Below are 25,219 nucleotides of genomic sequence, written 5' to 3' on the forward strand. Positions count from 1 at the left end.
ATTCGATGGCTGGAGGCCTCGGCGGACAGCTTCGGCCTCCAGCGTCCTATGGCGTCAGAGGTTGGCCATGCCGCCGTCGATGATCAGTTCGGCGCCGACCGTGTAGGCGGCCTCGTCGGATGCAAGGAAGACGACGGCGCGGGCGATTTCGCTGGCGGTGCCGAAGCGTCCGACGGGGATCTGGCTCTGGATCTGCGCGGCCATTGCCTTCGAATCCGCCTCCGATGCGCCGAGCTTGCTGTAGAGCGGCGTTGCGATCGGGCCGGGGCTGACGGCATTGACGCGGATGCCGCGGCCGATCAGTTCACCGGAAAGGGTTTTGGCAAGCGAGAGAAGGGCGGCCTTGGTAAGCGAATAGACGCTGGAATTCGGCATGCCGATATGAGCGTTGATCGAGGTGTTGAGAACAATCGATGCTCCCTTCGCGAAGATCGGCGACAGCGCCTGGACGAGGAAGAAAGGCCCCTTCACGTTGATCGCGACGGAGCGGTCGAAGCTTGCTTCCGTCCATTGTTCGATGGGGCCGAATTCGGCGACGCCGGCATTGACGAAGAGGATGTCGAGATGGCCGAATGCGTTCTTGATGGCTTCGGCCACGGCCTTCTGGCCTTCGGCGTTGCCGGCGTCCGCCTGAATGACGAGAGCCTTGTCGCCGAGTTCGGCGCGGGCAGCTGCAATGCCGGCCGCGCTCGTGCCGGTGACCGCGACGCGGGCGCCTTCGGCGATGAACTGGCGGGCGGTTTCAAGCCCGATGCCGCTGGTGCCCCCGGTGATGAGAGCGGTCTTGTTCTGCAGGCGTGACATGCTGATGTTCCTCTGATTGGTGAGCTGGCGATGGAAAGAGAATGTCCGAAATCGGCAGGTGCGATAAGCGAAGAAGATGCGGAAGGATTATACAGCTAGAGCGTATATTCCTTCCCCAGCTCCGGACTTACGTGCGGGTGATCGATGCGCCGCCATCGACCAGCGATGCCGTTCCGGTGACGAAAGCGGAGTCGTCCGAGGCAAGATAGAGCACCGAACGCGCAAGTTCTTCCGGCCGCGCGACGCGCTTCAGAGCGTGCAGATTGGTGATGAAGCTTTGCTTGTCCGGCGTGTCGTTCATTTCGCGGTACATGTCGGTGTCGACCGCGCCGGGCAGTATCGCGTTGACACGCACGTTCTGCTGGCCGAATTCAGCAGCGAGCGCTTGCGTCAGGCCGATAAGGCCGGATTTGCTGGCCGCATAGGCCGCCACGCCCGGAAAGGCGAAGCTGTAGCCGACGAAAGTCGAAGTGAAGATCACCGATCCGCCGCCATTCTTAGTCATTTCGGCGATCTGATGCTTGGCGGCCAGAAACGAGGCGGTGAGGTTGATCGTCAGCGCCTCCGTGAAGCCAGCTTCCGAAACGCCGGTGCTGGGGCCGGCCTCGCCGAGCGTGCCGGCATTGTTGAAGGCGATGTCGAGTTTGCCGTAGCGTTCGACGGCGAGGGCGACCAATGCCTTGTGATAGTCTTCCGAGCGGACGTCGCCGGCAAGTGCTGCGGCCTCGCCGCCTTCAGCGTTGATCTCGGCCACGAGTTTTTCGAGTTCGGCCTGCCGGCGAGCGCCGACGATGACCTTTGCGCCTTCGGCGGCAAAAAGCTTGGCGGTTGCCCAGCCGATCCCCGAGCTGGCGCCGGTGACGATTGCGACTTTGCTGTTCAAGCGAGGCATGCTTCCATCTCCTGGGTTAGGTTAGTTTGGACGCGACCGAATGACTGGCGTCGTCCGATGCAATGAGAATGGTGTTGTGGCGCCGTCCGGATTAGTCTGCCAATGGTGGAACTCGAATTCGGAAATACCGAACAATGCTTAAGATAGAGGGAATTGCCGCCTTCGTCGCCGTTGCCGAGGCGGGCTCTGTGAGCGAAGCGGCGCGCCGGTTGCGGCTGTCAAAATCCGTGGTCAGCGAGCGGCTGGCCGAGGTCGAAAGAACCTTGGGTGCGGCATTGCTGCACCGCACAACTCGTAAGCTAACGCTTACAGAAGACGGATCGGCCTTCCTGGAGCGGGCGACGCGGATCGTGCGCGAGGTGAGCGAGGCCGCGGCCGACATGGCCGAGCGGCGCGGTACGCTTGCCGGACCGTTGCGGATCGCCGCGCCCGTTACCTTCGGGCGGCTGCACCTCGGCCCCGCGCTCTATCCTTTTCTGGCTGCGCATCCCGAGATCGAGCTGACGCTCGACCTCGACGATCGGCGTGTTGACGCCGCCGCCGACGGCTACGATGCCGTCATCCGCCATGGACCGATCGCCGATACGCGGCTTATCGCCTGGAAGCTTGCCGGCAGCCGCCGGCTGCTCTGCGCCTCACCGGATTATATCGCACGCAACGGCGCCCCCGCCTCGCTTGCAAAGCTCGAAGAGCATAGCGGCATTTTCTATACCAACCGCGGCAGCGCGGATTGGCGTTTCGAAGGCCCGGATGGTCCTGTCGTCATTCGGGCGCGCATGGCGCTGCGGGTGAACAATGGCGATATGATCGCCGATGCCGCAGCAGCAGGCCTCGGCATCGCGCTTTTGCCCACCTTCATCGCCGGTCCCGAAATCCGGGCGGGGCGTCTGGCCGAAATCGACGTCGGCTGCCGGCCGGAGGCGGAATTCATATACATGGCCACCTCCGAAAGCCGTCATGTTTCGGCAAAGCTGCGGGCGATCGTGCAGCAGTTGAAGCAGGCCTTCGGCGATCCGCCCTATTGGGAAGTCTGACCGGTTTCGCTCGTCTCGGCAGCTGAGGTCGAGAGCAGGCGCATCAAATTCTCCGTTACCGGCGCGCGCTGCGCCTTCAGCACCGCGAGCCCCAGCCGCGCCATCAGCGGCGGCCCGTCGATCGGACGATAGGTCACGCCGTCAAGCCTGATCTGGGCGATCGCGGCCGGCACGATCGATACGCCGAGGCTCGCCGCCACCAGATTGACGACCGAGGGTATCTGCGGGGCTTCCTGGGTGACGACGAGTTCGAAACCGGCCTCACGGCAGGCCGCGACGATATCGTTGTAGAGGCTGAGGCCGACGGTGCGCGGAAACAGAATGAAAGGCTCGTGCGCCAGATCGGATAGCGCGACGCGCTCCTGCGCCGCCAGCCTGTGCCGCGCCGGCAGCGCCACCAGCATCGGCTCGTCGGCCAGGCGCTTTAGCCGCACTTCCTTCGGATTTTCCAGGCCCGGGCGAATGAAGGCGGCGTCGATCTCGCCTCGCATCAACTTCTCCATCAACCAGTTGGAGTTCATCTCCGTCAGCGACAGGCGCACATCCGGGAAACGTTCGCGAAATTCTCGGATCGTCCCGCTGACCACGCTGTTGAAGGCGGAAGAGGCGGTGAAGCCCAGCGACAAGCTGCCGGTCTCGCCGCGCTGGGCGCGCTGCGCGGCAAGCTTGGCCCGCTCGGCGGCGGCAACGGCCATCTCGGCTTCGACGCGAAACGCAGCACCCGCCGCGGTCAGCTCGGCACCATGCGGCACGCGGTGAAAGAGAGCCGCCCCCACTTCCGTCTCGAGATCGCGAATCTGCTGGCTGAGCGGCGGCTGGCCGATACCGAGCTTGGCAGCGGCGCGGGTGAAGTTGCCAGTCTCGGCGAGCACAAGAAAATAGCGAAGATGACGCAGCTCCATTGCTATCTCCAAAAGCTATTGAAATCGTCTCTCCCATATATTGGACAAATAACGGCGGTCTGACTAGGTCTGGAGGCAGAAAGGTTTTCCCCATGCCCCGCATCGCCTACCAGCCGACTGCCGACGCTGAAGCGCCCGTTCCCAATCTCAGGCTCCTCGCGGCGGAAACGCGCGACGAGCAGCGCCCGTATCTGACGCGCGGCTCCACGGCCTACCGGCGCGCCAGCCTCGCGCTTTTCCTTTCGGGCTTTGCGACTTTCTCGCTGCTTTACTGCGTGCAGCCGCTGATGCCGGTCTTTGCCAAGGAATTCGGCGTCACGCCGGCGGCAAGCTCCCTGTCGCTGTCGCTTTCCACGGGCTTTCTCGCCTTCGCTATCTTCTGCGCCGCCGCCGTTTCCGAACGCTTCGGCCGGCGCAGCCTGATGTTCGTCTCGTTGCTCGGGGCAGCACTTTGCACCATCGCGGTCGCCGTCGCGCCCAGCTGGAATCTGCTGCTCGTCATCCGCGCCGTGCAAGGGTTGCTGCTCGGTGGCGTGCCGGCGGTTGCCATGACCTATCTCGCCGAAGAGATCGATCCGCGCGGTCTCGGCGCCTCCATGGGTCTCTATATTGCCGGCAATGCCTTCGGCGGCATGGCGGGGCGGGTGGTTACGGGCACGATCGCCGAATTCTTCTCGTGGCGCCCGGCGCTTGCCGCGATTGGCATTCTCGGCCTGATCGCCGCCACCGGCTTCCTGCTGCTGCTGCCGCCGTCGCGCAATTTTTCGCCGCGCAAGGGCTTTGACGCAGGTTTCCATGTCCGCGCCTGGTGGGAGCATTTTCGCAATCCGGCCCTGCCGCTGCTCTTTGCCATCGGCTTCCTGGGCATGGGCTCCTTCGTCACGGTCTATAACTATGCAGGCTTCCGCCTCGTCGCCGCACCCTACAATCTCAATCAGACCGAGCTCGGGCTGATCTTCACCGTCTACCTCTTCGGCATCGCCGCCTCCTGGGCGGCAGGATCGCTCGGCGACCGCTTCGGTCATTTCGTGGTGCTGCCGGCAGGCGTGCTGCTTGTCGCGGCCGGTGCCGCCGTGACCCTTGCCACGCCGCTTGCCGCCGTCATCGTCGGCATCGTGCTGGTCACGGTCGGCTTCTTCGCGGCCCATTCGGTGGCGAGCGCGCTGGTCGGACGGTTGGCGCGCTCGGCCAAGGGGCACGCTTCGTCGCTCTATCTGCTCGCCTACTACCTCGGCTCCAGCATCGCCGGCACGATCGGCGGACATTTCTGGCTTGTGGGCGGCTGGCCGGCCGTGGTCGCCTTCATTCTCGCCATGCTTGCCGCCTGCCTTGCGGCAGCGCTCGGCGCGGCGCGCCTGGCAAGGCGCTGACGCGCTCAGGCCGAGGCGACGCGTCGGCGGCCAGCCCGGAGCCGGCCCCAGAGATACCAGATGACGGCGCAGAGGATCAGGCCGCCGCCGACCACGGCTGCAAGCCCCGGATTTTCCCCGAAGGCGAGCCAGACCCACAGAGGCCCGAGCACGATGTCGAGAATGGCGATCAGCCCGGCCTCGCCCGGCGGTATGTATCGCCCGCCGGTGGTGAACAGAAGATAGGCAAGGCCGGAGGTGGTCGCGCCGAAGACGCTGAGGATCGCGAGTTCGGATAGGCTTGGCATCGTATGCGACATCAAAGGCAGGCAAAGAAGGACGCAAAGCCCGGAGCCCAGCGCATTAACGGGCGCCATCTGCAGCGCGTGATAGCGCCGCGCCATGACGACGAGAATGCTGAAGCTGACGGTCATCAGCAAGGCGAGCGCACTGCCCGCGAGATCCTGCATCCGGGCGGCAAATCCCGCGACGATCAGAACACCGACGAAAGCGATGGCGCTCGCCACGAGCACGCGCCGTTCCGGGCGCTCGCCCATCCAGACGAACGCGACGCCGGCCGCGACGAATGGCACGGTCGCGTAGATGGCAAGCACGTTGGCGACGGTCGTCAGCTTGAGCGCGGCGATGTAGCCGTACATGGAAATGCCGGAAAATATGGCCGCCACCAGATACAGCGGAAGCATGCCCCTTGATGCGATCGGCCGCCTGAGATTCTGGTAGAGCGTGATCAAAAGGAGGGTCGCGCCGCCGAAGAAAGAGCGCCAACCGAGTACGGTCCAAACGTCGAGATCGAGTATGCGAACGAAGAGCCCGGCAACACTCCACATGACGGTGGCAACACCGACGAGCAATATTCCATAGCCGCGGCCGTGCATCAAAACTCCTGTCCGCAGGGACGGCCATCGCACGAATCGCCGCGCGACGCAGCCGGGCCTTCCCGATCTCGCCCTTGCTATCAGAAAATGCTGGAACGACAGCCTCTGGTATGCGGCAGGCCACAGCGCATTTGCGTTCGCAGGAAGCCCAGGTTTACTGAAACGGGCCTCGGTTGTTCACGAAGGCGATCACCATCCGCCGCACGTTGCCGCCGTCGCTCAATTCGGTGCGATCGAACTCGGCGTCGCGTTTGCCTTTTTTGGCGGAGATCGGGCCGAGCCGTTTCGTCAGCGCGTTGCGGATTGCCTTGCACTTGGGATCGTTCGGCACGGTCAGGCCAACGCTTGCCGCCTCGATTTCCCGCACCATGTCCTTGATGAACTCGCCATGCACTTTCTCATGCGCGCGCACGCCGGCGATGAACGTGTCCCAGCGGGCGCGAACCTGGGGCGGCAGCGGCGAAGCCGGCTTCGGTATCGTATAGGTGATGATCAGTTTCGGCGTCGCTCTGGTCAGAACGCAGGCGCCGTCCGGCTGGGGCTTGTAGTCGCGCGTCCAGGTCAGGGCGAAATTGGTATGCGCGATGACGCGACCTGACCAGATCTTCGGGCCACGTTCGCCGATCGACATATAAAGCTGGGGCTCGGTCGTGCCGGCGATGGCATAGGTCTCTTCCCGCTCCACCGGCTTCCAGTCGGCGTTCGCGGATATCGGGCTAAGGGCGAAGGCCGCAGCCATGGAAAGTTGAAATACTCGTTTCACGTCAGCTCCTGCCGCCCGTTTTCACTGCAATCCAGATCGTATGTCGCGCGCCGCGTTTGCCGGTGGCGCGCACGCCGACCGCCTCGGCCGCAAAGCCGCTGTCCCTCAACCGCCGCGTAAATCCCTGATCCGGCCCCGAGGACCAGACGGCGAGCACGCCGCCCGGCCTCAGCGCATCGCGCGCTGCCGAAAGCCCGCGAAAGTCATAGAGGCCGTCGTTGGCCTCGTGAGTGATCCCGTCCGGCCCGTTGTCGACATCGAGCAGGATCGCGTCGAAGCTTGCCTTGCTGCCGCGGATCAGGGCCGCGACATCGCCGTCATGGATCGCAACACGCGGATCGTCGAGGCAGCCCTTGAAGACGTCCGCCATCGGCCCGCGCGCCCAGGCGACCACCGCCGGCACCAGCTCGGCGACGGTCACGCGCGCTTCCGCGCCGAGTTCGCCAAGGGCTGCGCGCAGCGTAAAGCCCATGCCGAGCCCGCCGATGAGGACATGCGGCTCTGCCCGGTCACGGATCTTTTCGCAGGAGAGCGTCGCCAGCGCCTTTTCCGAACCGCTGAGACGGCTGTTCATCAGCTCGTTGGCGCCGAGCATGATCGAAAATTCCTGGCCGCGCTGCTTCAGGCGAAGCTCGCCGCCGCCATCAGGAATTTTCGCGATATCGAGGACGGTCCAGGGGATCACGGGCGCACTTTGCAAGTCGAAAAGTCAGTCGGCACCTCATATAGCCCCGACGGACGGCGAAGGCCAGACGCCTTCGCCCGGCGCGCATCATCCGAGCCGGATATAGGGAATGTCCTTTTTCGCCACTTCATCCAACGCCTCCTCATAGCCGGCATCGGCATAACGCATGACGCCGAGCGCTGTATCGTTGGTGAGCGCATGATCGAGCCGTTCGTCGGCATCTTCGGTGCCGTCGGCGACCACGGTGACGCCGCAGCTCGTCATGTAGCCGGCATAGCCGCCGCCGCCGGAATGGATGACGACGAGGTCGGCCATCGAGGAGCAGAGCATCATCGCATCGATGAGCGGCCAATCGGCGATGGCGTCGGAACCATCCTTCATCCGCTCGGTCATGATGTTTGGATGCGCCATGGCGCCGGCGTCCAGATGGTCGCGCGAGAAGGCGACTGGCCCATTCAGTTGGCCGTTCGCCACCAGTTCATTGACGCGGCGCGCCAGCGCCGTGCGCTCGCCATGGCCAAGCCAGGCGATACGGGCAGGCAGGCCCTCGAAGGGAATGTGCTTGCGCGCAAGCATAATCCAGTTGGTGATGATCTTGTTGTCCGGGAACATCTCGAGCAGCAGATCGTCGATGCGGGCGATATCGCTTTCCTCGCCGGAGAGCGCCATCCAGCGGAAGGGGCCGATAGCGCGGGCAAAGAGCGGGCGCAGATAGGCCTCGGTGAAGATCGGGATGTCGAAGGCGTTGGCAACGCCGCCTTCCTTTGCCTGCGTGCGGATCAGGTTGCCGTTGTCGAAGACCTCCGAACCCTTTTTCTGGAATTCGAGCATCGCGGTCACGTGCTGGACGATCGAGGCACGGCTTGCAGCCATGAGCTGCCCCTGTCCGTCGTCGCGCAGGCTCTTCACCTGGTCGAGGCTCATGCCTTTCGGCACGTATCCGTAGACCAGATCATGGGCCGAGGTCTGATCGGTGACGACGTCGGGGACGATGCCGCGCCGCACGATCTCGGGATAGATCTCCGCGGCGTTGCCGACGAGCCCGACGGAAAGCGCACGCTTCTCCTTCACGGCAGCGTCGATCATGGCAAGCGCCGCATCGAGGTCGGGAGCAATCTCCTGCAGGTAGCCGATTTCCTTGCGCTTTCGCGCGCGTTCCGGATCGATGTCGACGCAGAGGATCGCCGCACCCGCCATGCGGCCCGCAAGCGGCTGTGCGCCGCCCATGCCGCCGAGACCCGCCGTCAGCACGAACCGTCCGGCAAGATCGCCGCCGAAACGCCGTTCGGCGATGCGCATGAAGATTTCGTAGGTACCCTGGATGACGCCCTGGCTGCCGATATATTGCCAGGCCCCGGCCGTCAGTCCGCCCCAGCAGATCAGGCCCTTGCGCTGCAACTCGTAGAAGATCTCGGCCTTGGCCCATTGTCCTACGATATTGCAGTTCGCCATGATGACGAGCGGCGCCTTGCTGTGGGTTTTAACGAGGCCGATCGGCTTGCCCGATTGGATCAAGAGCGTCTGATCCTCATCCATCTCCGTCAGCGCCTTGACGATGCCGCGGTGCGCCGCCCAATTGCGCGCTGCCTTGCCGAGCGCGGCGTAAACGATGAGGTTGTCGGGGTCTTCGCCGACCGAAAGCACGTTCTCGAGCAGCCTGAGCAGCGCCTCCTGCCGCCAGCCTTTCGCACGCAGCTCCGGGCCGCCCGGAATGGGAAATTTCGGATGGCGGGGATTGGGTTTCGGCATGGTCGTGGGTCCTCTGTCCTGGTTGTCGCTGAGCGCGAGGCTCGTCGCATTTCTCCTTCTCCCGGCCGAGGGAAGGGACGTCGTCATTCACTTTGCCGGCAGCGTCTCCACATAGGCTATCGCCGCATCAAGTATCCGCAGCCTCATCGTGTCGTCGCCATAGACACCGGCATCGACGCGCACCCAGCCCTGCATCGGGCGACCGCCGGAAAGCATGCGCACGGCGCCCGACAGCGCGAGCGCCCAGCCGTCATTCCCCTTGCCCAGCCGCACCAGCATTCCGTCGTCGCGAGCGCCGCAGAGCAGGTTGCCGTTGAGAAGGAAGGCCCGCCCGCCGAACATCGCCTTCTCGCTGACCCCAGGTCGCTGGGCGAGGACGTCGCGCAGCAGTTCCTCGAGGCCGGGGTCGCGCGCCACCGGCCTCAGCCCTGGGTGCCTGACAGTGCGTAGCTGGCGATCTCGATACCCATCGCCTTCTCGACCACGGGATAGACGGTCGGGTCGAGAACGCTGGCCGACAACGGGATGATTTCCTTCGGTACATGCAGGATTAGCACCTGCATTCCCTCGTGCAGTTGCCCGACGCTCAACGGCTCCCCCTCGGGAGAAAGCGTCGTGATAACAGAGGGGAATGTAGCTTTCCGCTTACCATTTGCGTCATCGACGGCCATGTATTCGTTCATCACATGCATCGTCACGGCCTTCTCGCCGGTGCCGACAACGATGCTGCCGATGTCGAAGGCTTCCTTCGTATAGACGACGTCCTTTTTCGTGATCCTGCCTTCGGCAAGGATATGTCCGCCGGTCGTCTTGCAGATGGCGTCGATGACGGCCGAGCCGCCGTTCTTCTCCGCCGCAATGATGGCTTCCCCGAGCGCCAGCGCCATCGAAATGCCGCCGAGTGCCGCGTGGGTGCGCACATAGGAGGCGCGCAGTGGATTGCGGCAGCTCGCGATGAAACCGCCGGACTGATCGGAGGCGGCGCGCAGGATGGGAGAAATCTTCGCCGTCGCGCCCTTTACCACAAGCTCGATATAGCGGTTTTCCGCGCGGTTGCCGCCGACGGCGGTCTGGATCATCGGTTCGGGCGAGCCGGCCATGCCGATCGAGCCCATATCGCCCGTCGGATGTGCGCGGATATCGCCCACGGCATCGACGACTTTGGTACCGAGGATGGCGGACGGCAGCCAGCCGTTCAGCGTCGAGGAACGGCCGTTTTGGCCGATGATGAGGCCCGCGATGCGCTCGCCGAGCTCTTCCTGCAGCAGATGCACGGCTTTGACGTAGTCGATCCCCTGCATTTCCCAGGGCGTGGTCGAGGCAGGCGCGCCGATGGCGGCGGCGGTCGCTACCCACTCGTCGTCCTTCAGCTCGTCGATGGAAACCAGTTCAGGCTTGCCGATGGAGACGGCGGCATAGCCGAGCATCCGGCCATGATCGGCCCAGCCGCCGCCGCCGGCGGCATAGACCGAGCCTCCTTTGACGGCGGCCTCGACATCCTTCTCAACCAGTATGCGTCCCATCGGCGGTCTCCTTGCTCAAGCTCTTGTCCATCTCGCGCACCGCCTCGAAGAGAACGGCGGCGCCAAGCGCGATATCGTCGTTTTCGGCCCATTCGTCGGGCGAATGGCTGCGGCCTTCACGGCAGGGCACGAAGATCATCGCTGCCGGCGCGACGCGGGCAACCCAGGCGGTGTCGTGGCCGGCACCGGAGGCCATGCGGCGGTGGGGAGCCTCGACCGCATCGCTCGCGCGTTCGAGCGTTGCAATCAGTCCCGCATCGCAGGGCGTCGGGAAATTGTCGGAAACGCGATGCGGCGGGCGGATGGCAACGCCGTGAACCGCCGCAACCCGGGCAGCAGCCGTGTCGACAAAGCTGCAGAAGCCTTCCATCTCCTCGCGCGCCTCGGCCCGGGCGTCGATCAACAGCACGACCCTGGAAGGCACAACGTTCGCCGCATTCGGCTCTATGCGAAATTCGCCGACGGTTGCGGCGAAATGCGTCGGCCCTGCCGAAAGCGCAAGTGCTTTGCTACGGATGTCGAGGACAAGCTCCGAGGCGGCAACGAGCGCGTCGGCGCGCCGGTCCATTGGTGTGGTGCCCGCGTGGTCGGCGCGGCCCTCGACAGTGATCTCGATGCGGGTGATGCCGGCGATGGCAGTGACGATGCCGATATCCTTGCTCTCCGCTTCCAGTATCGGTCCCTGCTCGATGTGCAATTCGAGAAAGCCCTTCAAATCCGGGCGCCTTTGTTCCGGCAGCTTGAGGGGATCGCCGCCGACCTCGGTGATCCCATGGGCAAGATCGCGTTCACCGCTGACGCGCGAAAGCCACGCGTCCGGCAATTGCCCGGTCATGCCGCGGCTGCCGATGCAGGAAACGCCGAAGATGCTGACTTCCTCCGCGAGGAAATCGACGATCTCCAGATCGTGATCCAGTTCTATTCCGCGATCCTTCAGCGCGCGGGCCACCTCAAGCGCCGAGATGACGCCGGCAATCCCGTCGAAACGGCCGCCGTCCGGCACCGTGTCCGAATGCGAGCCGACCATGATGGTGCCGAGCCCGGGCTTGCTGCCGGCGCGCCTGCCGATCAGGTTGCCGCCGGCATCGATATGGGTCTCAAGCCCGGCGGACTTCATGCGCTCTTCTATGTAAGCGCGGCCTTTCAGAAAGAGTGGTGAAAATGCGCGCCGGGTCCATGGCCGGTCGGGCTCGGTAATCGCCGCCAGCGCATCGATATCCTCGGCGATGCGTGCCGCGTCGACGGGCAGGTTGCGCGTCATGCCGATGCTCCGGCAAGCACCTGTCTCGGCAATGGACGGACGAAACGGCCGGCGCCGGGATCGGCCAGAACCTTCGAGCCCTCGGCAATCTGCCTGCCGCGCAGCCAGACGGCCGAAACGGTAAATGGCAGGCGGATACCGTTGTAGGGGCTCCAGCCGACGACGTTGTTGCCGCTTTCGGCCGCGTCATAGACGCGTTCTCGCGGCTCGAGCACGACGATATCGGCGTCCTTGCCAGGGGTGAGCGCGCCTTTGACATGGTCGAGGCGGAAATGCTTCGCCGGGTTCTCCGCCATCAGCCTTGCCGCCCAGGTCAGCGGCACGCCGCGTTCGATCGCGCCCTTGACAAAGAGCGGCACCATGACTTCCAGGCCGGGCACGCCCGAGGCGTTTGCCAGCATGTCCGGGTTTGTCTTGCGGTTTTCCGACCAGCTGACGTGGTCGGTGGAAACCAGCCAGACCTCGCCCGCCGCCACCTTGCGCCACAGCGTCTCCACCTCGGCGCGCGGGCGGATCGGCGGATTGATCTTGGCCTTGCCGCCGAGGCGCCTGACGTCGTTTTCCTCGTCCAGCGTCAGATAGTGGATGCAGCATTCGACGGTCGCCTCAAAGCCGTCGCGGCGGTAGGCGCGGGCAATGTCGTAGCCGCGTCCGAGTGAGCAATGCACCACATGCGCGGGGCAGCCGGTCTGGGCGCCGGTCTCGAAGATCGTGTGCATGGCGAGCAGCTCGGTGATCGGCGGGCGTGACAAGCCGTGCGCACGCCAATCCGAGACGCCGCTTTCCTTGACCTTATCCATATAGGTCCTGACCGCCTCGTCGTCTTCGTTGTGAACGCCGGCGGTCAGCCCCGTCGGGGCGATTTCGGCAAAGCAGGCATCGAGGAGCGCAGGCGGAATACGCGGAAAGCGCTTGGGATCCGTGCCGAAGGTCGAAAATTTAAACGCGGCGACACCAGCCTCCACCATTTCGCGAATGCGCGACGGGCCTTCTTCCGGATCGATCGTGCCATAGAGCGCGAAATCGACGCGCGCCTGCGGCGCGGCGTGGCTGACCTTGCGCTTCACCGCATCGGCCGAGCAGACGAGATTGACTTCGTCATAGGGCATGTCGACGATAGTGGTTACGCCGCCGGCCGCCGCCGACCGGGTCGACCAGACGAAATCCTCCTGATCCTTCTGCGAGAGCGAATGCACCTGTGCGTCGATCGCGCCAGGCAGGATCAGCGCCTTGCCGAGGAGATGCCGCTCGCGGGCGGCCGGAGGAACGCCGATGCCGACCTCGGCGATCTTGCCGCCGCTGACAGCCACATAGCCGTCCTCGATGATCCGCTGCGGCAGGACCACCGTGCCTTGCAGAACGAGATCGAAATCAGCCATGCGTCGTTCCCTTCGTCCGATGGATGGAGCCTTGCTCAGGCAGAAATCGCGTCCGGCTGCAGCCGTTTTTCGATCCGCTGGACCGAGCCGAGGGAGAAGAAATCATCGTAGGCGACGAGCGGCGCCTGTTCGATGAGTTCGGAAATGAAGGCGTCGGAGGCGAGTTCCTCTTCGATTGCCTCCACCTCGGCCGAAAGCGGTCGGTCGACGACGTAGAATTCCGCGTGCCGGCGAACCACATCGTAGAGCATGCTGGCGACACCGCCCGGCTTGTCGCCGAGAATGTCGATCGCCTGAGCCGAAAGCAGCGCTTCCAACGCGGCAAGTCGCTTCAGCGCCCGCATCTGGCGCTCGAAACGTTCAATCACCAATGGCAGGAATGCGGCCTCGTCCTCCATGCCGGCGGCAACCACCAGAGACTGTGCCGAAACCGGATTGGACATCGACAGCACGCGGGAGAAAATCTCGCCGGCGAGCTTGATGATAGGCCCGAAGCCCGTCGCGATCCGCCCCTGCGGCACGAGGTTGACCGGCAGTCCGCGCCGGTGGCCGTTGCCAAGCAGGACGCAGCGGTTGAAGGCGTTGCGCGCGGCGTGCGCCATGCAGAGCGCCGCCGATTCAAGCAGGATCGTGACATCGAGTGGCAGCGAGCCGCCGGACGTCATGACGGTGCCCTCGACCACCACCGGATTGTCGTCCGAGCGGCCGGTCGCGGCAAGGATCTTGTGGCCGGTGCTCAGGAGGTTCTCGATCACCGCGCCGAACACTTGCGCCACCATGCGCAGGCTCAGCGGATCCTGAATGTGGGTGGCGACGGGCCAGTTCCATTCATCCGAGGCGTTGCAGAGCCAGGCGCCGATCAGCGCCTCGCGCGGCGTGCCGACATGACGCACCGACCGCCAGGGATCGCGCGACGCGCCGAGCGCGCCTGACGCCATCATGCCGGTTGCAAGCAGGATGCGAATTGAAGCGGCGGCGTTTCGCGTCGCTTCGGCCGCCGCGGCAAAGCTTACGGCATTGACGCTGAGAGAGGCGAGGCTGTCGCGCGGCGCCATGCGGATCGCTTCGATGCCGGCGGCCGCAAAGGCATCCGCCGCCTGCATGCGCCGGCCGCGATGTACGGCTTCACCGACGCCAGTGAGTACCGCGCCGATCTGGCCCATGAGCCCGATGTCGGCGCAACCAATGGAGCCGGTGCGGCGAACGACCGGGATGACGTCGGCTTCCAGCAGCTTCAGATAGGCCTCAATGAGCTGGGGTGTGCAGCCGACCTGGCCGGTGAGTGCCGTATTGACGCGGATCGCCATGGCGTTGCGGACGACCGACATGGAAAAAGGTGCGCCAGTGCCGAAGTGATGGGCGCGCACGAGGCCGAGATTGAAGGCGTCCAGGTCTTCCGGCGACCACTCCACATCCTTCATGGCGCCGACGCCAGTGGTCGCCCCGTAGACGGGCATGCCGCTCGCGATCGCCTCTTCTACAATCAACCGCGCCTTGCGTACGCGGACCATTCCACTGTCGGCCGCCGTCGGTGTAGCCACTCCGGCGCCGATCCTTATCAGATCGGAATAGGTGAGCGGCTGGCCGCTAAGCTCGATGCCGCTCGTCTGACGATCCATGGGCGAATTCTCCTTCTAAACAAAGACTATGCAAGCCTTTGAAGCAAAGGGATATCCCAAATGCCGAACACAGGCTGTATTGGCAGAGCCTTACGCGTGGGTCGCGCACTCCAAACAATAAAGGAAGCATGCCTGCGCTTGGATCTGTAGAAAAGTCAGGTCACCTGCCAGGCGATATAGACAAGCGTCAGTGCGATCAGCCAGAGCGCGATGCGGCCCGAGCGGCCGTGACGGGCTTCGGCCTTGCCGATCGCCTCGGCGGTGGCGGGATCGAAGCGCAGGCCGTTTTCGCTCATGTGCACCAGTTCGTGGTGAAATCTCTCGGTATTGGCGGCGATTTCGGGGACCGCTTCGGCAAGTTTGACCGCGGCTTTCAGCCCGTCCCGCAGGTCGGCGACGATGCGTTTCGGGCCGAGATTGGTGCGGATCCAATCGCTGACAACAGGTTCGGAAGCCTTCCACATGTTGAAGCGCGGATTGAGCATGCGCGCCACGCCCTCGACCACAACCATGGTCTTCTGCAGCATGACGAGTTCCGGCCGCGTCTCCATGTCGAAGAGTTCGGTCACCTCGAAGAGCAGCGTCAGCAGCTTGCCCATGGAAATGGTTTCGGCCGGCTGGCCGTGGATCGGTTCGCCGATGGCGCGGATCGCCTGGGCGAAGCTTTCGGTATTGTGATGTCCCGGCACGTAGCCCGCTTCGAAATGCACCTCGGCAACCCGGAGATAGTCGCGCGTGATGAAGCCGAAGAGGATTTCGGCGAGAAAACGCCGCTCCTTTTTGCCGAGCCTGCCGACAATGCCCATGTCGACGGCGACGATGTGGCCTTGCGGATCGACGAAGAGATTGCCGGGGTGCATGTCGGCATGGAAGAAGCCGTCGCGCAGCGTATGGCGCAGGAAGGACTGGATCAGCGTGTCGGCGAGCCGGTTGAGATCGTGTCCTGCGGCGCGCAGGCCCTCGACATCAGACATCTTGACGCCGTCGATCCATTCCATGGTGATGACGTCGCGACCGGTTCGCTCCCAATCCACCGACGGGACCCGGAAGCCGGGGTCCTGCTTGGTGTTCTCGGCGATTTCGGAAAGGGCTGCCGCCTCGAGCCGCAAATCCATCTCGACCTTGGTCGTCTGCTCCAGCGTCTTCGTAACCTCGACCGGGCGCAGGCGCCGGCTTGACGGCATGAAGCGCTCCTGCAGACCGGAGACCAGGTACATGGCCTTGATGTCGTTGGCGAAGCGCTGGCGCACGCCGGGACGGATGACCTTTACCGCCACCTTGCGCGGTCCCGACGGGGTCGAAACCTCGGCGGGGTGCACCTGAGCGATCGAGGCGGCCGCGATCGGCTCCTCGAAACGCGAATAGAGTTCGTCGAGCGGCCGGCCGAGCGAGCCTTCGATCAGGGCCTTGGCAGCGGCCGTCGGAAAGAAGGCCATGCGGTCCTGCAGCTGCGACAGGTCGTTGGCGAAATCGACGCCGACCACGTCAGGGCGCGTCGCCAGGAACTGTCCGATCTTGACGTAGGATGGCCCGAGCCGCTCGACGGCTTTTGCGAGCCGGTCGGTGCGCGTCTGTTGCTTGGCGCGCCTGTTGGCAAAGATGCCGACGAAGGATTTGGCAAGGCTCACCATCGGCGGGAGGCCTTCGGAGGGGAGCGCCAGCACGACGCCCTCGCGCACCATTACCCAGCCGACCCGGACAAGGCCGAAATATGCGCCGAAAGCACTCATCTTGGGCTACGGCCGTTTGAGGGCGAGGCGTCGCGGGCCCGGATCATGGAGATTGGCGTCATGCGTCAGAGCTTCCAGCCGGAGTGCAGCGCGGCGATGCCGCCGGTGTAGTTGGTAAAGGTTACGCGCGAAAAGCCGGGCTGGCGGATCATCGTCGCGAAATTTTCCTGATTTGGGAATTTGCGGATCGATTCCACCAGATACTGATAGGGCTCGGCATCGCCGGTGATCGCCTTGCCGAACTGCGGGATCGCGTTGAACGACCAGGTATCGTAGATGCGGTCGAGCAGCGGCAGGTCCACCTCGGAGAATTCGAGCACGAGGAGCCGTCCGCCGCGCTTCAGGACGCGGTAGGCCTCCTTCAGCGCCACGTCTATGCGGGGCACGTTGCGGATGCCGAAGGCGATCGTGTAGCTGTCGAAGCTTGCGGCTTCGAAGGGCAGTTCCTCGGCATTGGCCTCGACGAAGGTCAGCTGATCGGAGAGCTTGCGCTTGGCGGCGCGTTCGGCGCCGACGGCGAGCATCGAGCCGTTGATATCAAGCACCGTCGCATGCGCGAGCCGCCCGGAAGCCTCGACGATCCGGAACGCGATGTCGCCTGTCCCACCCGCCACGTCGAGCGCCCGGAAGGCAGTGTCCTTGCGCGGGTTGAGCGCCGAGATCATCGCGTCCTTCCAGGCGCGGTGCAGGCCCATCGACATGACGTCGTTCATGATGTCGTAGCGCTTGGCGACCTTATGGAAGACGTCGTTGACGAGGCCTTGCTTTTCGCCCTCCGACACCTCGCGGTAACCGTAGGACGTCTCCATGCCGCCTTGGGCGGAGGTGCGGCTTTCTGCCATCGGGTCGACTCCGTTCGATAAATTCCAGCGGGCCATGGCGATCTCGCTTCCGGCACGCTATCTCAGGGACACGATCAAGGATCGCGGCACACTGGCGCTGATGTAGATCATGACGAGGTTAAATTAAAGCTCATCTTGATCGTCCAGGCATCAGCGGCGGCCGAAGCGGAGATGGATCATCATGCCTGAATTGCCAGAGGTCGAAACGGTTCGCCGGGGTCTGGCGCCCGCCATGGAGGGCGCGCGCATCGCGAGCCTCGAACTGAGGCGTGGCGATCTGCGCTTTCCTTTTCCCGCAAACCTTGCCGAGCATGCCATCGGCCGCACGATCCTTGGCCTTTCGCGGCGCGCCAAATACCTGTTGATCGACTTCGACGACGGCATGACGATGATTGCCCATCTCGGCATGTCCGGCTCCTTCCGCGTGGAGGAAGGCGCCGAGGAGGCAACGCCCGGCGCATTTCATCACGCCCGTTCGAAGGACGGCAAGCACGATCACGTCATCTTTCATCTGGACGGAGGAAAAGGCCGGCTGCGCGTCATCTATAATGATCCGCGCCGCTTCGGCTTCATGGATATCGCCAGACGCGCCGAGCTCGCCAGCCATCCCTCGTTCCGCGATCTCGGGCCGGAGCCGACGGGCAACGAACTGAGTGCGGCCTATCTTGCCGAGCGTTTCGACGGCAAGGCACAACCGCTGAAGAGTGCCCTGCTCGACCAGAAGAATATTGCCGGTCTCGGCAATATCTACGTCTGCGAGGCGCTGTGGCGGGCGCACCTTTCGCCGCTCAGGGCCGCCGGCACGCTTGTGACCAAGGCGGGAAAGCCGAAGCCTGCGCTCGATATTCTGGTCGATTGCATCCGCGACGTCATCGCCGATGCGATCAAGGCGGGCGGGTCGTCGCTTCGAGATCATATTCAAACGGATGGATCGCTCGGTTATTTTCAGCATTCCTTTTCCGTCTACGACCGCGAGGGCGCGGCTTGCCCAACGCCCGGCTGCGGCGGTACGGTCGCGCGCGTAGTGCAGGCCGGCCGCTCTTCTTTCTATTGCGCCGCCTGCCAGAAGTGACTTTCGGGAGAAGACCGTGACCTATGAAACCTTGATCGTTGAAACCCATGGGGCAGTCGGCGTCGTGCGGCTCAACCGGCCGCAGGCGCTGAACGCCCTGAATTCGACCGTGCTTGCCGAACTGAAGGCGGCCTATGCCGACTTCCATGCGGATGAAAACATCGGCGCGATCGTGCTGACGGGATCGGAAAAGGCGTTCGCGGCCGGCGCCGACATCAAGGAGATGCAGCACCTCGACTTCGCCGAGGTCTACAGCCACGATTTCCTTTCCGGCTGGGTGGACGTCGCCAAGACGCGCAAGCCGGTGATTGCAGCCGTCAGCGGCTTTGCGCTCGGCGGCGGCTGCGAGCTCGCGATGATGTGCGATTTCATCATCGCCTCCGAGACCGCGAAGTTCGGCCAGCCGGAAATTACGCTCGGCATCATGCCCGGCATGGGCGGCACGCAGCGCCTGACGCGCGCCGTCGGCAAGGCAAAGGCGATGGATCTGATCCTTACCGGTCGCATGATGGATGCAGCGGAAGCCGAGCGCGCCGGCCTTGTGGCGCGGATCGTGCCGGCGGAAAAGCTGATGGAGGAGGCGCTCGCCGCGGCCGCCAAGATCGCCTCGCTGTCACGCCCTTCGGTGCTGATGGCCAAGGAAGCGGTCGGCCGCGCCTTCGAAGTAACCCTGGAAGAGGGGCTGCTCTTCGAGCGCCGGCTGTTTCAGAGCCTGTTCGCCACGGAAGACCAGAAGGAAGGCATGACGGCCTTCGTGGAGAAGCGCAAACCTGCCTTCAAACACCGCTGATGAGGATTCTGCCGGGTCGTGGTGGGAAACTCGGCGGTTCCCTTAAAATGCGCGTTGACGCCAAGCCGCATTAGGGTTATATGCCCGCCACAGCTTGGAAAGCCACTCTGGTTTTCCGCGATTGCTCCCGCATTGCTGGATGATATGGCCGCAGGGCCGACGCGGCAATGTGGAGTTATGTTCGAATTCTAAGAGAGGCATCCATGGCCAATACCAGCTCGGCGAAGAAAGCGACCCGCAAGATCGCCCGCCGCACCGAAGTCAACAAGGCTCGTCGCTCGCGCGTTCGCACTTTCGTTCGCCAGGTCGAAGACGCCATCGCATCCGGCGATGCGACCCGCGCTCAGGAAGCCCTGCGCGCCGTGCAGCCGGAACTGCAGCGCGCTGCAGGCAAGAACGTGATGCACGCCAACACCGCGTCCCGCAAGGTGTCGCGTCTGGCTAAGCGCGTGAAGGCGCTTGCCGCCCCTACGGCTTAATCTTTCTTAACGATTTAATCGTTATGATGAAAACCCGGCCCTTGGCCGGGTTTTTCGGATTCAGAAATTTAGCCCCCGTAAGGTTAATTTCAGACTGCCCTAAAATGTCAGTACAGTGACAAAAAGTATCCAATAAAATCAATTGGTTGCGGCAGGTTCCTAGAACTGGCTCGCGCGTTCGTGAACGCCTTGCCACGGCCGGGCGAGTCAAGCGGATTATTATTTTTTTTCTTTTCCGGCGTGATGGAATCGCATCACTGGCGAATCTCCTTGATTCAAAAGCGATTCTTTTTGGGCCAGAGTGTGGCGGTCCACAGTCAGGTCGGGAGTCAACAGCCCCGGCTTAATTTTGCGTAAAATTCGTCGTTGATCTTGTCGTTTGATCCTGCCTAAATGCCCTCCAACAGGGGTGCGGACATCATCTTAAACGGCTTCGGCAAACACTGTCGTTCAGACAGCGTGGGTGTTGTTTTGTCTCTTGTGGCGGGGCTGTTCAGTCCCGTTTTTTCAAACAGTTGACGAGTTCAAACCGGCAGCAGCAATGTTGACGGACGAGGGAATTCGTCTGCTCCGGGAGGCCACCGTCCCCAGACGAGCCACTTGGAGAGGAACATAAATTTGGCAAGCCGTTCGGCGCGGTCGTTTCGGAAACGAGGACCAGACGACCACTCCGAGGGCGGGAAACGATGACGAGGGCCGCATGACGCGGTTTTCGCCACTCTCTCGCTTTGGCCCTTCTTTAAGGGCTGCAGCTGACAAACCGGTATGCGGCAACTCCCTCCCCAGGGACGGCGTCGTCATGCCATCGATAAGGCATTCGGGCGGCGGTCAGATCCAAATTTCGCCCGACAAATGAATTTTGGAAGGCGGCACTTATGCATACGAATACGTTGACGACCGGTGCTTTGGATCAAAAAAACGGCGCACCGCAGTCTGGCTCGTCTTGCCTCGAAGCGGCGGGGGAAAAAGGAGATATGAAGCATAGCATACTGTTCGAGCGTGTCAGCGCACGCTTGAAGGCTCAGGTCGGTCCGGATGTCTATGCGAGTTGGTTTGCGCGTCTCAAGTTGCATTCGGTTTCCAAAAGTGTCGTGCGGCTGACCGTGCCGACGACCTTCCTGAAATCCTGGATCAACAATCGCTATCTCGATCTGATTACCAGCCTGTTCCAGGCGGAAGATTCGGAAATTCTCAAAGTCGAAATTTTGGTGCGTACGGCAACACGCGGCGGGTCAAAGACCGCCGGCGCGGATGAGCAGGTTTCCCTTCCTGAATCGGCCTCGGTTGCACAGATCCGTCGTCCGGCGGCGCAGTCCGCCGGTCAGGTCGCGGCTCACACGGTGGCTTCAGCCGCCGCTGCCCGTCCAGCCACCGGCGGTTCGCCACTCTTCGGTTCGCCGCTCGACTCGCGTTTCACCTTCGACACCTACGTCGAGGGGAGTTCCAATCGCATCAGCCTTGCGGCCGCCAAGACCATCGCAGAAGCGGGTCCCGGCGCCGTGCGCTTCAATCCGCTTTTCGTGCATTCGTCGGTCGGCCTCGGCAAGACGCATCTGCTCCAGGCGATCGCCAATGCCGCCGTGCAGAACCCGCGCGCCCTGCGCGTCGTCTATCTGACGGCGGAATATTTCATGTGGCGGTTTGCCACGGCAATCCGCGACAATAACGCACTGACGCTGAAGGACTCGCTGCGCAACATCGACCTTCTCATTATCGACGACATGCAGTTCCTGCAGGGCAAGATGATCCAGCACGAGTTCTGCCATCTTCTCAACATGCTGCTCGACAGCGCCAAGCAGGTGGTCGTGGCCGCCGACCGCGCGCCGTGGGAGCTGGAATCGCTCGATCCGCGGGTGCGTTCGCGCCTGCAGGGCGGGGTTGCCATCGAAGTCGAGGCGCCCGATTACGAAATGCGGCTCGAAATTCTCAAGCGGCGGCTGGAATCTGCTCGCCTGGAGGATCCTTCGCTGGAGATTCCGGCGGATCTCCTGTCGCATGTGGCGCGCAACGTGACGGCCAGCGGCCGTGAACTCGAAGGCGCCTTCAACCAGTTGGTCTTCCGTCGCTCGTTCGAGCCGAACCTGACGGTCGAGCGGGTCGACGAACTGCTCGCCCACCTCGTCGGCTCAGGCGAGCCGCGCCGGGTCCGCATCGAGGACATCCAGCGCGTCGTCGCGCGTCACTACAACGTGTCGCGTCAGGAGCTGGTCTCGAACCGCCGCACGCGCGTCATCGTCAAGCCGCGGCAGATCGCCATGTATCTGTCGAAGACGCTGACCCCGCGCTCCTTCCCGGAGATCGGGCGCCGTTTCGGCGGCCGCGATCACACGACGGTCCTGCACGCAGTGCGCAAGATCGAGGAGCTGATTTCCGGCGACACGAAGCTCTCTCACGAAATCGAATTGCTGAAGCGCCTGATCAACGAATAGTCTGGCGTCCAGCAATCTGAAAACCAAACGGCCGGCATCTTGCCGGCCGTCTGCGTTTCGCAAGACATGTGGGGAGGCCCCTGGGCTGCCGCTGGACTGCCAGCAGGCTCACACCGTCAAGACCAGTCCTTGAGGACCAGGCCGATCACCGTCGCCAGCGTCAGGTTCAGCACCGTTGCCAGACACACGCTTCGCAGGAAAAGGCCTATCGAGGAGTGGAGGGCTATTCCGAGGTCCCGTCGAAACCAGCGAACCTGAACAGTGCCGTACCACATGAAGGAAAGCAGCAGCGCGACAAGTCCGATCCAGGTCGTGCCGCCGCCTGGTAGCACCAAGAAGTCGGTTCCAATGCCCACGCCGAAAGCGAAGGGCGCTGCAACGTAGCACTGGCTGTAAAACGGTGGCCGCAGGGTGTTCCGGTTAAGCTTCACTCGCCTGTGGCGCAAAAGCGTGACCGCCATGATCAATGGGAACACGCTGAAGATGACCCCTCTGGCGATCAGCAGATTTGCGTCGGAAGAAAGCAACTTCGGCAGCGAAGCACGGTCGTAGACGGACGGCAGCGTGATCGATATCGCCTGGCCAATAAGCAGCGTGATCAGCAGGAAAAGCGGAGGACTGAGCGTATCGTCATATTGATCCTCCGGCTGGTCCGCGAGCTCCACATCCGCATAACGCATCATTTCGAGCGGCCGCGACAGGGTCCGCCAGATCGTGATCGGATAAAACACCAGCCAGGAAACCAGCTCATAGAGCAGCTCCTCCAGCGATTTCAGTAGCTTCATGAAGTCCATGGGTTCATACCGTCGCGGTCTTTTCCCTTTGGTTCCTACATGATTTGCGCCGCCCCGGCGACGCTATCTTGTCCGTGCCCCCATGATGACCGCTACGCGACAGCGAAATGCGGCCTCTCTGCGCACCAGCTTCGTGCTGTGCGGCACACATGGTTCTCACTGCCGATGGAGGCCGCGAGGGTCGCAGAGAGGGACAAATTGCGGGCATAAACCGCCGAAGGAGGTGCCGGAAGGCGCCATATATCTTAGTTTCACGAGGCAACTTCAGGCGCCCCCTACGAAACGACATGCAGCGCAACCGGCGATTTCGAGCGTCCGGCTGCTTTCGCATGGGTTTTTGACAGTATCGGCAAACGCCGGTGTCAGCAGGCGAGATCGGCGACCACGGAATCGAGGATCAGCATGCCGGACGGCGTGCAGCGCAGGCGGGAGTTGCCGAGACGTTCGATGAAGCCGTGGTCGAGCAGGAACTGCTCGCGTTTGGGATCGGGGTCGCGGCCCGACAGCTGCTGCCAACGCGCGAGATCGACGCCTTCCTTAAGCCTCAGGCCCATCAGCAACAGTTCGTCGGACTGCTCCTCGTAGCCGAGCGGCTCGCTCTCGAGGAGGCCGTGGCCGTCGCGCTCCACCATTTCCAGCCAGCTTTCCGGCTTGCGCTCGGTTGCGGTCGCAAGTTTTTCGGTGCCTTGCGACAGGCGACCGTGCGCGCCAGGGCCGATGCCGGCATAGTCGCCGTAGCGCCAATAGGTGAGGTTGTGACGGCTTTCGGCGCCGGGACGAGCGTGGTTCGAGACCTCGTAGGCCGGAAGGCCCTCGCGCGCGGTGATCTCCTGCGTCGCTTCGTAGAGTGCCGCGGATTGCTCGCCATCCGGCACGACAAGCTTGCCGGCCTTGTGCAGGCCGAAAAAGGGCGTGCCTTCCTCGATGGTCAGCTGATAGAGCGACAGGTGGTCGACGGCGTAGGAGATGGCTTCCTTCAACTCGCGCTCCCATTCCTCGACCGTCTGTTTCGGACGGGCATAGATGAGGTCGAAGGACATGCGCGGGAAGATGTCGCGCGCCAGACGGATCGCCTTCAGCGCGTCATCGACGTCGTGCAGGCGGCCAAGGAATTTCAGGTCGCGATCGTTGAGCGCCTGCACGCCGAGCGACACTCGATTGACGCCGGCGGCGCGGTAGCCGCGGAAGCGTTCCGCCTCGACGCTCGACGGGTTCGCCTCCATGGTGATCTCGATGCCAGCAGGCACATGCCACGCCCCGGCGATGCCGTTGAGGATGGCCTCGACCGTCTGAGGCTTCATCAGCGAGGGGGTGCCGCCGCCGAGGAAGATGCTGGTGACCGTCTTCGGCCCGCTCAGCGCCCGCATGGCAGCGATTTCTTTCAAAAACGCTGCGGTAAACCGCTCCTGATCGACCGGCTGATGGCGAACATGGCTGTTGAAATCGCAATAGGGGCACTTGGCGGCGCAGAACGGCCAATGCACGTAGACGCCGAAACCGGGATCGCCGGTATCGGGCAAGAGGTCGGCGCCTCTGAGTGCGGGGCTTTGCGAATCCAAGGTGTCCACGAGCCGACCTTACGCCTCCAGGCAGGTTTCTACAAAAAGCTTGAACGCGCGGGCACGGTGGGAAAGCGCCTGCGGCTCGCCTGGCTTCCAGCCGTGCTTCTGTTCGGCGCTCATCTCGCCGAAGGTCACGTCATAACCCTGCGGCTGGAAAACGGGATCGTAGCCGAAGCCCTGGCTGCCGCGCGGTGGCCAAACCACGGTGCCTTCGACTTCGCCACGGAAAAGCTCGGTGTGCCCGTCCGGCCAGGCAAGGCACAGCACGCTGATGAAACGCGCGCCGCGCTGGGCCGGCTCGGTGGCGCCGGTCTTTGAAAGCGCCGCCTCGACCTTTTCCATCGCCATGCCGAAGTCGCGCGTGCCGTCGGGCTTCTCCGCCCAGTTGGCGGTATAGACGCCCGGATCGCCGCCGAGGGCATCGATCATGAGGCCGGAATCGTCCGAAAGCGCCGGCAGACCCGAGGCCTTGGCCGAAGCCAGCGCCTTGATCGCGGCGTTTTCCTCAAACGTCGTGCCGGTTTCGTCCGGCTCGATGAAATTAAGGTCGGCGGCCGACTTTGCCGCAAAGCCGAAGGGACCGATCAGATCCTGGATTTCGCGGATCTTGCCGGCGTTATGGCTGGCAACCACGATTGTCTTGGTATCGAGCTTACGCATGGTTC

At 63.4% G+C, this 25,219-nt stretch carries 23 protein-coding genes; 6 read left to right on the forward strand and 17 right to left on the reverse strand.

Going from position 1 to position 25,219, the window contains the following annotated elements; genetic code table 11:
• Window positions 1-54: 54 nt before the first annotated feature.
• Together AB4048_RS12895 and AB4048_RS12900 are read right to left on the reverse strand one after the other, a co-directional pair.
• A complete protein-coding gene (locus AB4048_RS12895) occupies window positions 55-804 on the reverse strand; it encodes an SDR family oxidoreductase (RefSeq protein ID WP_442202362.1) in 750 nt (249 codons plus the stop codon).
• A 127-nt stretch (window positions 805-931) separates the two neighbouring features.
• A complete protein-coding gene (locus AB4048_RS12900; RefSeq protein ID WP_442202363.1) occupies window positions 932-1,696 on the reverse strand; it encodes an SDR family oxidoreductase in 765 nt (254 codons plus the stop codon).
• Window positions 1,697-1,830: 134 nt separating this feature from the next.
• Here AB4048_RS12900 and AB4048_RS12905 point away from each other — a divergent pair, with 134 nt between their 5' ends.
• Window positions 1,831-2,730 (forward strand): LysR family transcriptional regulator, encoded by a 900-nt coding sequence (locus AB4048_RS12905; protein ID WP_442202364.1) that lies wholly within the window; start codon window positions 1,831-1,833, stop codon window positions 2,728-2,730.
• Here the strand turns inward: AB4048_RS12905 and AB4048_RS12910 are convergent.
• Window positions 2,715-3,632, reverse strand: a complete 918-nt coding sequence (locus tag AB4048_RS12910; RefSeq protein WP_442202365.1) for a LysR family transcriptional regulator — start codon at window positions 3,630-3,632, stop codon at window positions 2,715-2,717. The genes AB4048_RS12905 and AB4048_RS12910 overlap by 16 nt on opposite strands.
• A gap of 92 nt (window positions 3,633-3,724) precedes the next feature.
• Here AB4048_RS12910 and AB4048_RS12915 point away from each other — a divergent pair, with 92 nt between their 5' ends.
• Window positions 3,725-5,002 carry an MFS transporter gene (locus tag AB4048_RS12915; RefSeq protein ID WP_442202366.1) on the forward strand — a complete coding sequence of 426 codons (1,278 nt, stop codon included), beginning with the start codon at window positions 3,725-3,727 and terminating at the stop codon, window positions 5,000-5,002.
• A 5-nt stretch (window positions 5,003-5,007) separates the two neighbouring features.
• Here the strand turns inward: AB4048_RS12915 and AB4048_RS12920 are convergent, their stop codons facing one another.
• The 11 genes from AB4048_RS12920 to ubiE all read right to left on the reverse strand — a co-directional run bounded on the left by AB4048_RS12920 (window position 5,008) and on the right by ubiE (window position 17,428).
• Window positions 5,008-5,877, reverse strand: coding sequence for a DMT family transporter (locus AB4048_RS12920; protein ID WP_442202367.1), 870 nt, complete (start codon window positions 5,875-5,877; stop codon window positions 5,008-5,010).
• 154 nt (window positions 5,878-6,031) lie between these two features.
• Window positions 6,032-6,616, reverse strand: a complete 585-nt coding sequence (locus AB4048_RS12925) for a DUF922 domain-containing Zn-dependent protease (RefSeq protein WP_442202499.1) — start codon at window positions 6,614-6,616, stop codon at window positions 6,032-6,034.
• A 25-nt stretch (window positions 6,617-6,641) separates the two neighbouring features.
• Window positions 6,642-7,325: a spermidine synthase gene (locus tag AB4048_RS12930; protein ID WP_442202368.1), complete on the reverse strand. Its 684-nt coding sequence runs from the start codon at window positions 7,323-7,325 to the stop codon at window positions 6,642-6,644.
• Between the two features lie 87 nt (window positions 7,326-7,412).
• Window positions 7,413-9,074: a urocanate hydratase gene (locus AB4048_RS12935; RefSeq protein WP_442202369.1), complete on the reverse strand. Its 1,662-nt coding sequence runs from the start codon at window positions 9,072-9,074 to the stop codon at window positions 7,413-7,415.
• A gap of 87 nt (window positions 9,075-9,161) precedes the next feature.
• Window positions 9,162-9,491, reverse strand: a complete 330-nt coding sequence (locus AB4048_RS12940; protein ID WP_442202370.1) for a TfoX/Sxy family protein — start codon at window positions 9,489-9,491, stop codon at window positions 9,162-9,164.
• 5 nt (window positions 9,492-9,496) lie between these two features.
• Window positions 9,497-10,597, reverse strand: coding sequence for a DUF917 domain-containing protein (locus AB4048_RS12945; protein ID WP_442202371.1), 1,101 nt, complete (start codon window positions 10,595-10,597; stop codon window positions 9,497-9,499).
• Entirely contained in the window at window positions 10,578-11,858 is a 1,281-nt protein-coding gene (locus AB4048_RS12950) for a Zn-dependent hydrolase (RefSeq protein WP_442202372.1), read from the reverse strand. The genes AB4048_RS12945 and AB4048_RS12950 overlap by 20 nt, the downstream gene beginning before the upstream one ends.
• Complete coding sequence (locus tag AB4048_RS12955) at window positions 11,855-13,237, reverse strand: dihydroorotase (protein ID WP_442202373.1); 1,383 nt, start codon at window positions 13,235-13,237, stop codon at window positions 11,855-11,857. Before AB4048_RS12955 ends, AB4048_RS12950 begins: the two co-directional genes overlap by 4 nt.
• Before the next feature lie 35 nt (window positions 13,238-13,272).
• The gene (locus tag AB4048_RS12960) at window positions 13,273-14,856 is read right to left on the reverse strand and encodes an aromatic amino acid lyase (protein ID WP_442202374.1); all 1,584 of its coding nucleotides are present in this window, start codon (window positions 14,854-14,856) and stop codon (window positions 13,273-13,275) included.
• A gap of 155 nt (window positions 14,857-15,011) precedes the next feature.
• The gene (gene ubiB / locus AB4048_RS12965) at window positions 15,012-16,586 is read right to left on the reverse strand and encodes a 2-polyprenylphenol 6-hydroxylase (RefSeq protein WP_442202375.1); all 1,575 of its coding nucleotides are present in this window, start codon (window positions 16,584-16,586) and stop codon (window positions 15,012-15,014) included.
• 65 nt (window positions 16,587-16,651) lie between these two features.
• Entirely contained in the window at window positions 16,652-17,428 is a 777-nt protein-coding gene (gene ubiE / locus AB4048_RS12970) for a bifunctional demethylmenaquinone methyltransferase/2-methoxy-6-polyprenyl-1,4-benzoquinol methylase UbiE (protein WP_442202376.1), read from the reverse strand.
• 181 nt (window positions 17,429-17,609) lie between these two features.
• Here ubiE and mutM point away from each other — a divergent pair, with 181 nt between their 5' ends.
• The 4 genes from mutM (at window position 17,610) to dnaA (ending at window position 22,198) form a co-directional block, all read left to right on the forward strand.
• Entirely contained in the window at window positions 17,610-18,500 is an 891-nt protein-coding gene (gene mutM, locus AB4048_RS12975; protein WP_442202377.1) for a bifunctional DNA-formamidopyrimidine glycosylase/DNA-(apurinic or apyrimidinic site) lyase, read from the forward strand.
• Window positions 18,501-18,516: 16 nt separating this feature from the next.
• Window positions 18,517-19,290: an enoyl-CoA hydratase gene (locus AB4048_RS12980; RefSeq protein ID WP_442202378.1), complete on the forward strand. Its 774-nt coding sequence runs from the start codon at window positions 18,517-18,519 to the stop codon at window positions 19,288-19,290.
• A 203-nt stretch (window positions 19,291-19,493) separates the two neighbouring features.
• Entirely contained in the window at window positions 19,494-19,769 is a 276-nt protein-coding gene (gene rpsT / locus AB4048_RS12985; RefSeq protein ID WP_442202379.1) for a 30S ribosomal protein S20, read from the forward strand.
• Window positions 19,770-20,644: 875 nt separating this feature from the next.
• Complete coding sequence (dnaA, locus tag AB4048_RS12990) at window positions 20,645-22,198, forward strand: chromosomal replication initiator protein DnaA (protein ID WP_442202380.1); 1,554 nt, start codon at window positions 20,645-20,647, stop codon at window positions 22,196-22,198.
• 116 nt (window positions 22,199-22,314) lie between these two features.
• Here the strand turns inward: dnaA and AB4048_RS12995 are convergent, their stop codons facing one another.
• The 3 genes from AB4048_RS12995 to rdgB all read right to left on the reverse strand — a co-directional run bounded on the left by AB4048_RS12995 (window position 22,315) and on the right by rdgB (window position 25,214).
• Window positions 22,315-22,992, reverse strand: a complete 678-nt coding sequence (locus AB4048_RS12995) for a permease (RefSeq protein ID WP_442202381.1) — start codon at window positions 22,990-22,992, stop codon at window positions 22,315-22,317.
• A 362-nt stretch (window positions 22,993-23,354) separates the two neighbouring features.
• Window positions 23,355-24,551 carry a radical SAM family heme chaperone HemW gene (hemW, locus tag AB4048_RS13000; RefSeq protein ID WP_442202500.1) on the reverse strand — a complete coding sequence of 399 codons (1,197 nt, stop codon included), beginning with the start codon at window positions 24,549-24,551 and terminating at the stop codon, window positions 23,355-23,357.
• A gap of 18 nt (window positions 24,552-24,569) precedes the next feature.
• Window positions 24,570-25,214: an RdgB/HAM1 family non-canonical purine NTP pyrophosphatase gene (gene rdgB / locus AB4048_RS13005; protein ID WP_442202382.1), complete on the reverse strand. Its 645-nt coding sequence runs from the start codon at window positions 25,212-25,214 to the stop codon at window positions 24,570-24,572.
• Window positions 25,215-25,219: the final 5 nt, after the last annotated feature.

It is taken from the genome of Rhizobium sp. RAF56, assembly GCF_052113965.1.
Classification (GTDB): domain Bacteria; phylum Pseudomonadota; class Alphaproteobacteria; order Rhizobiales; family Rhizobiaceae; genus Rhizobium.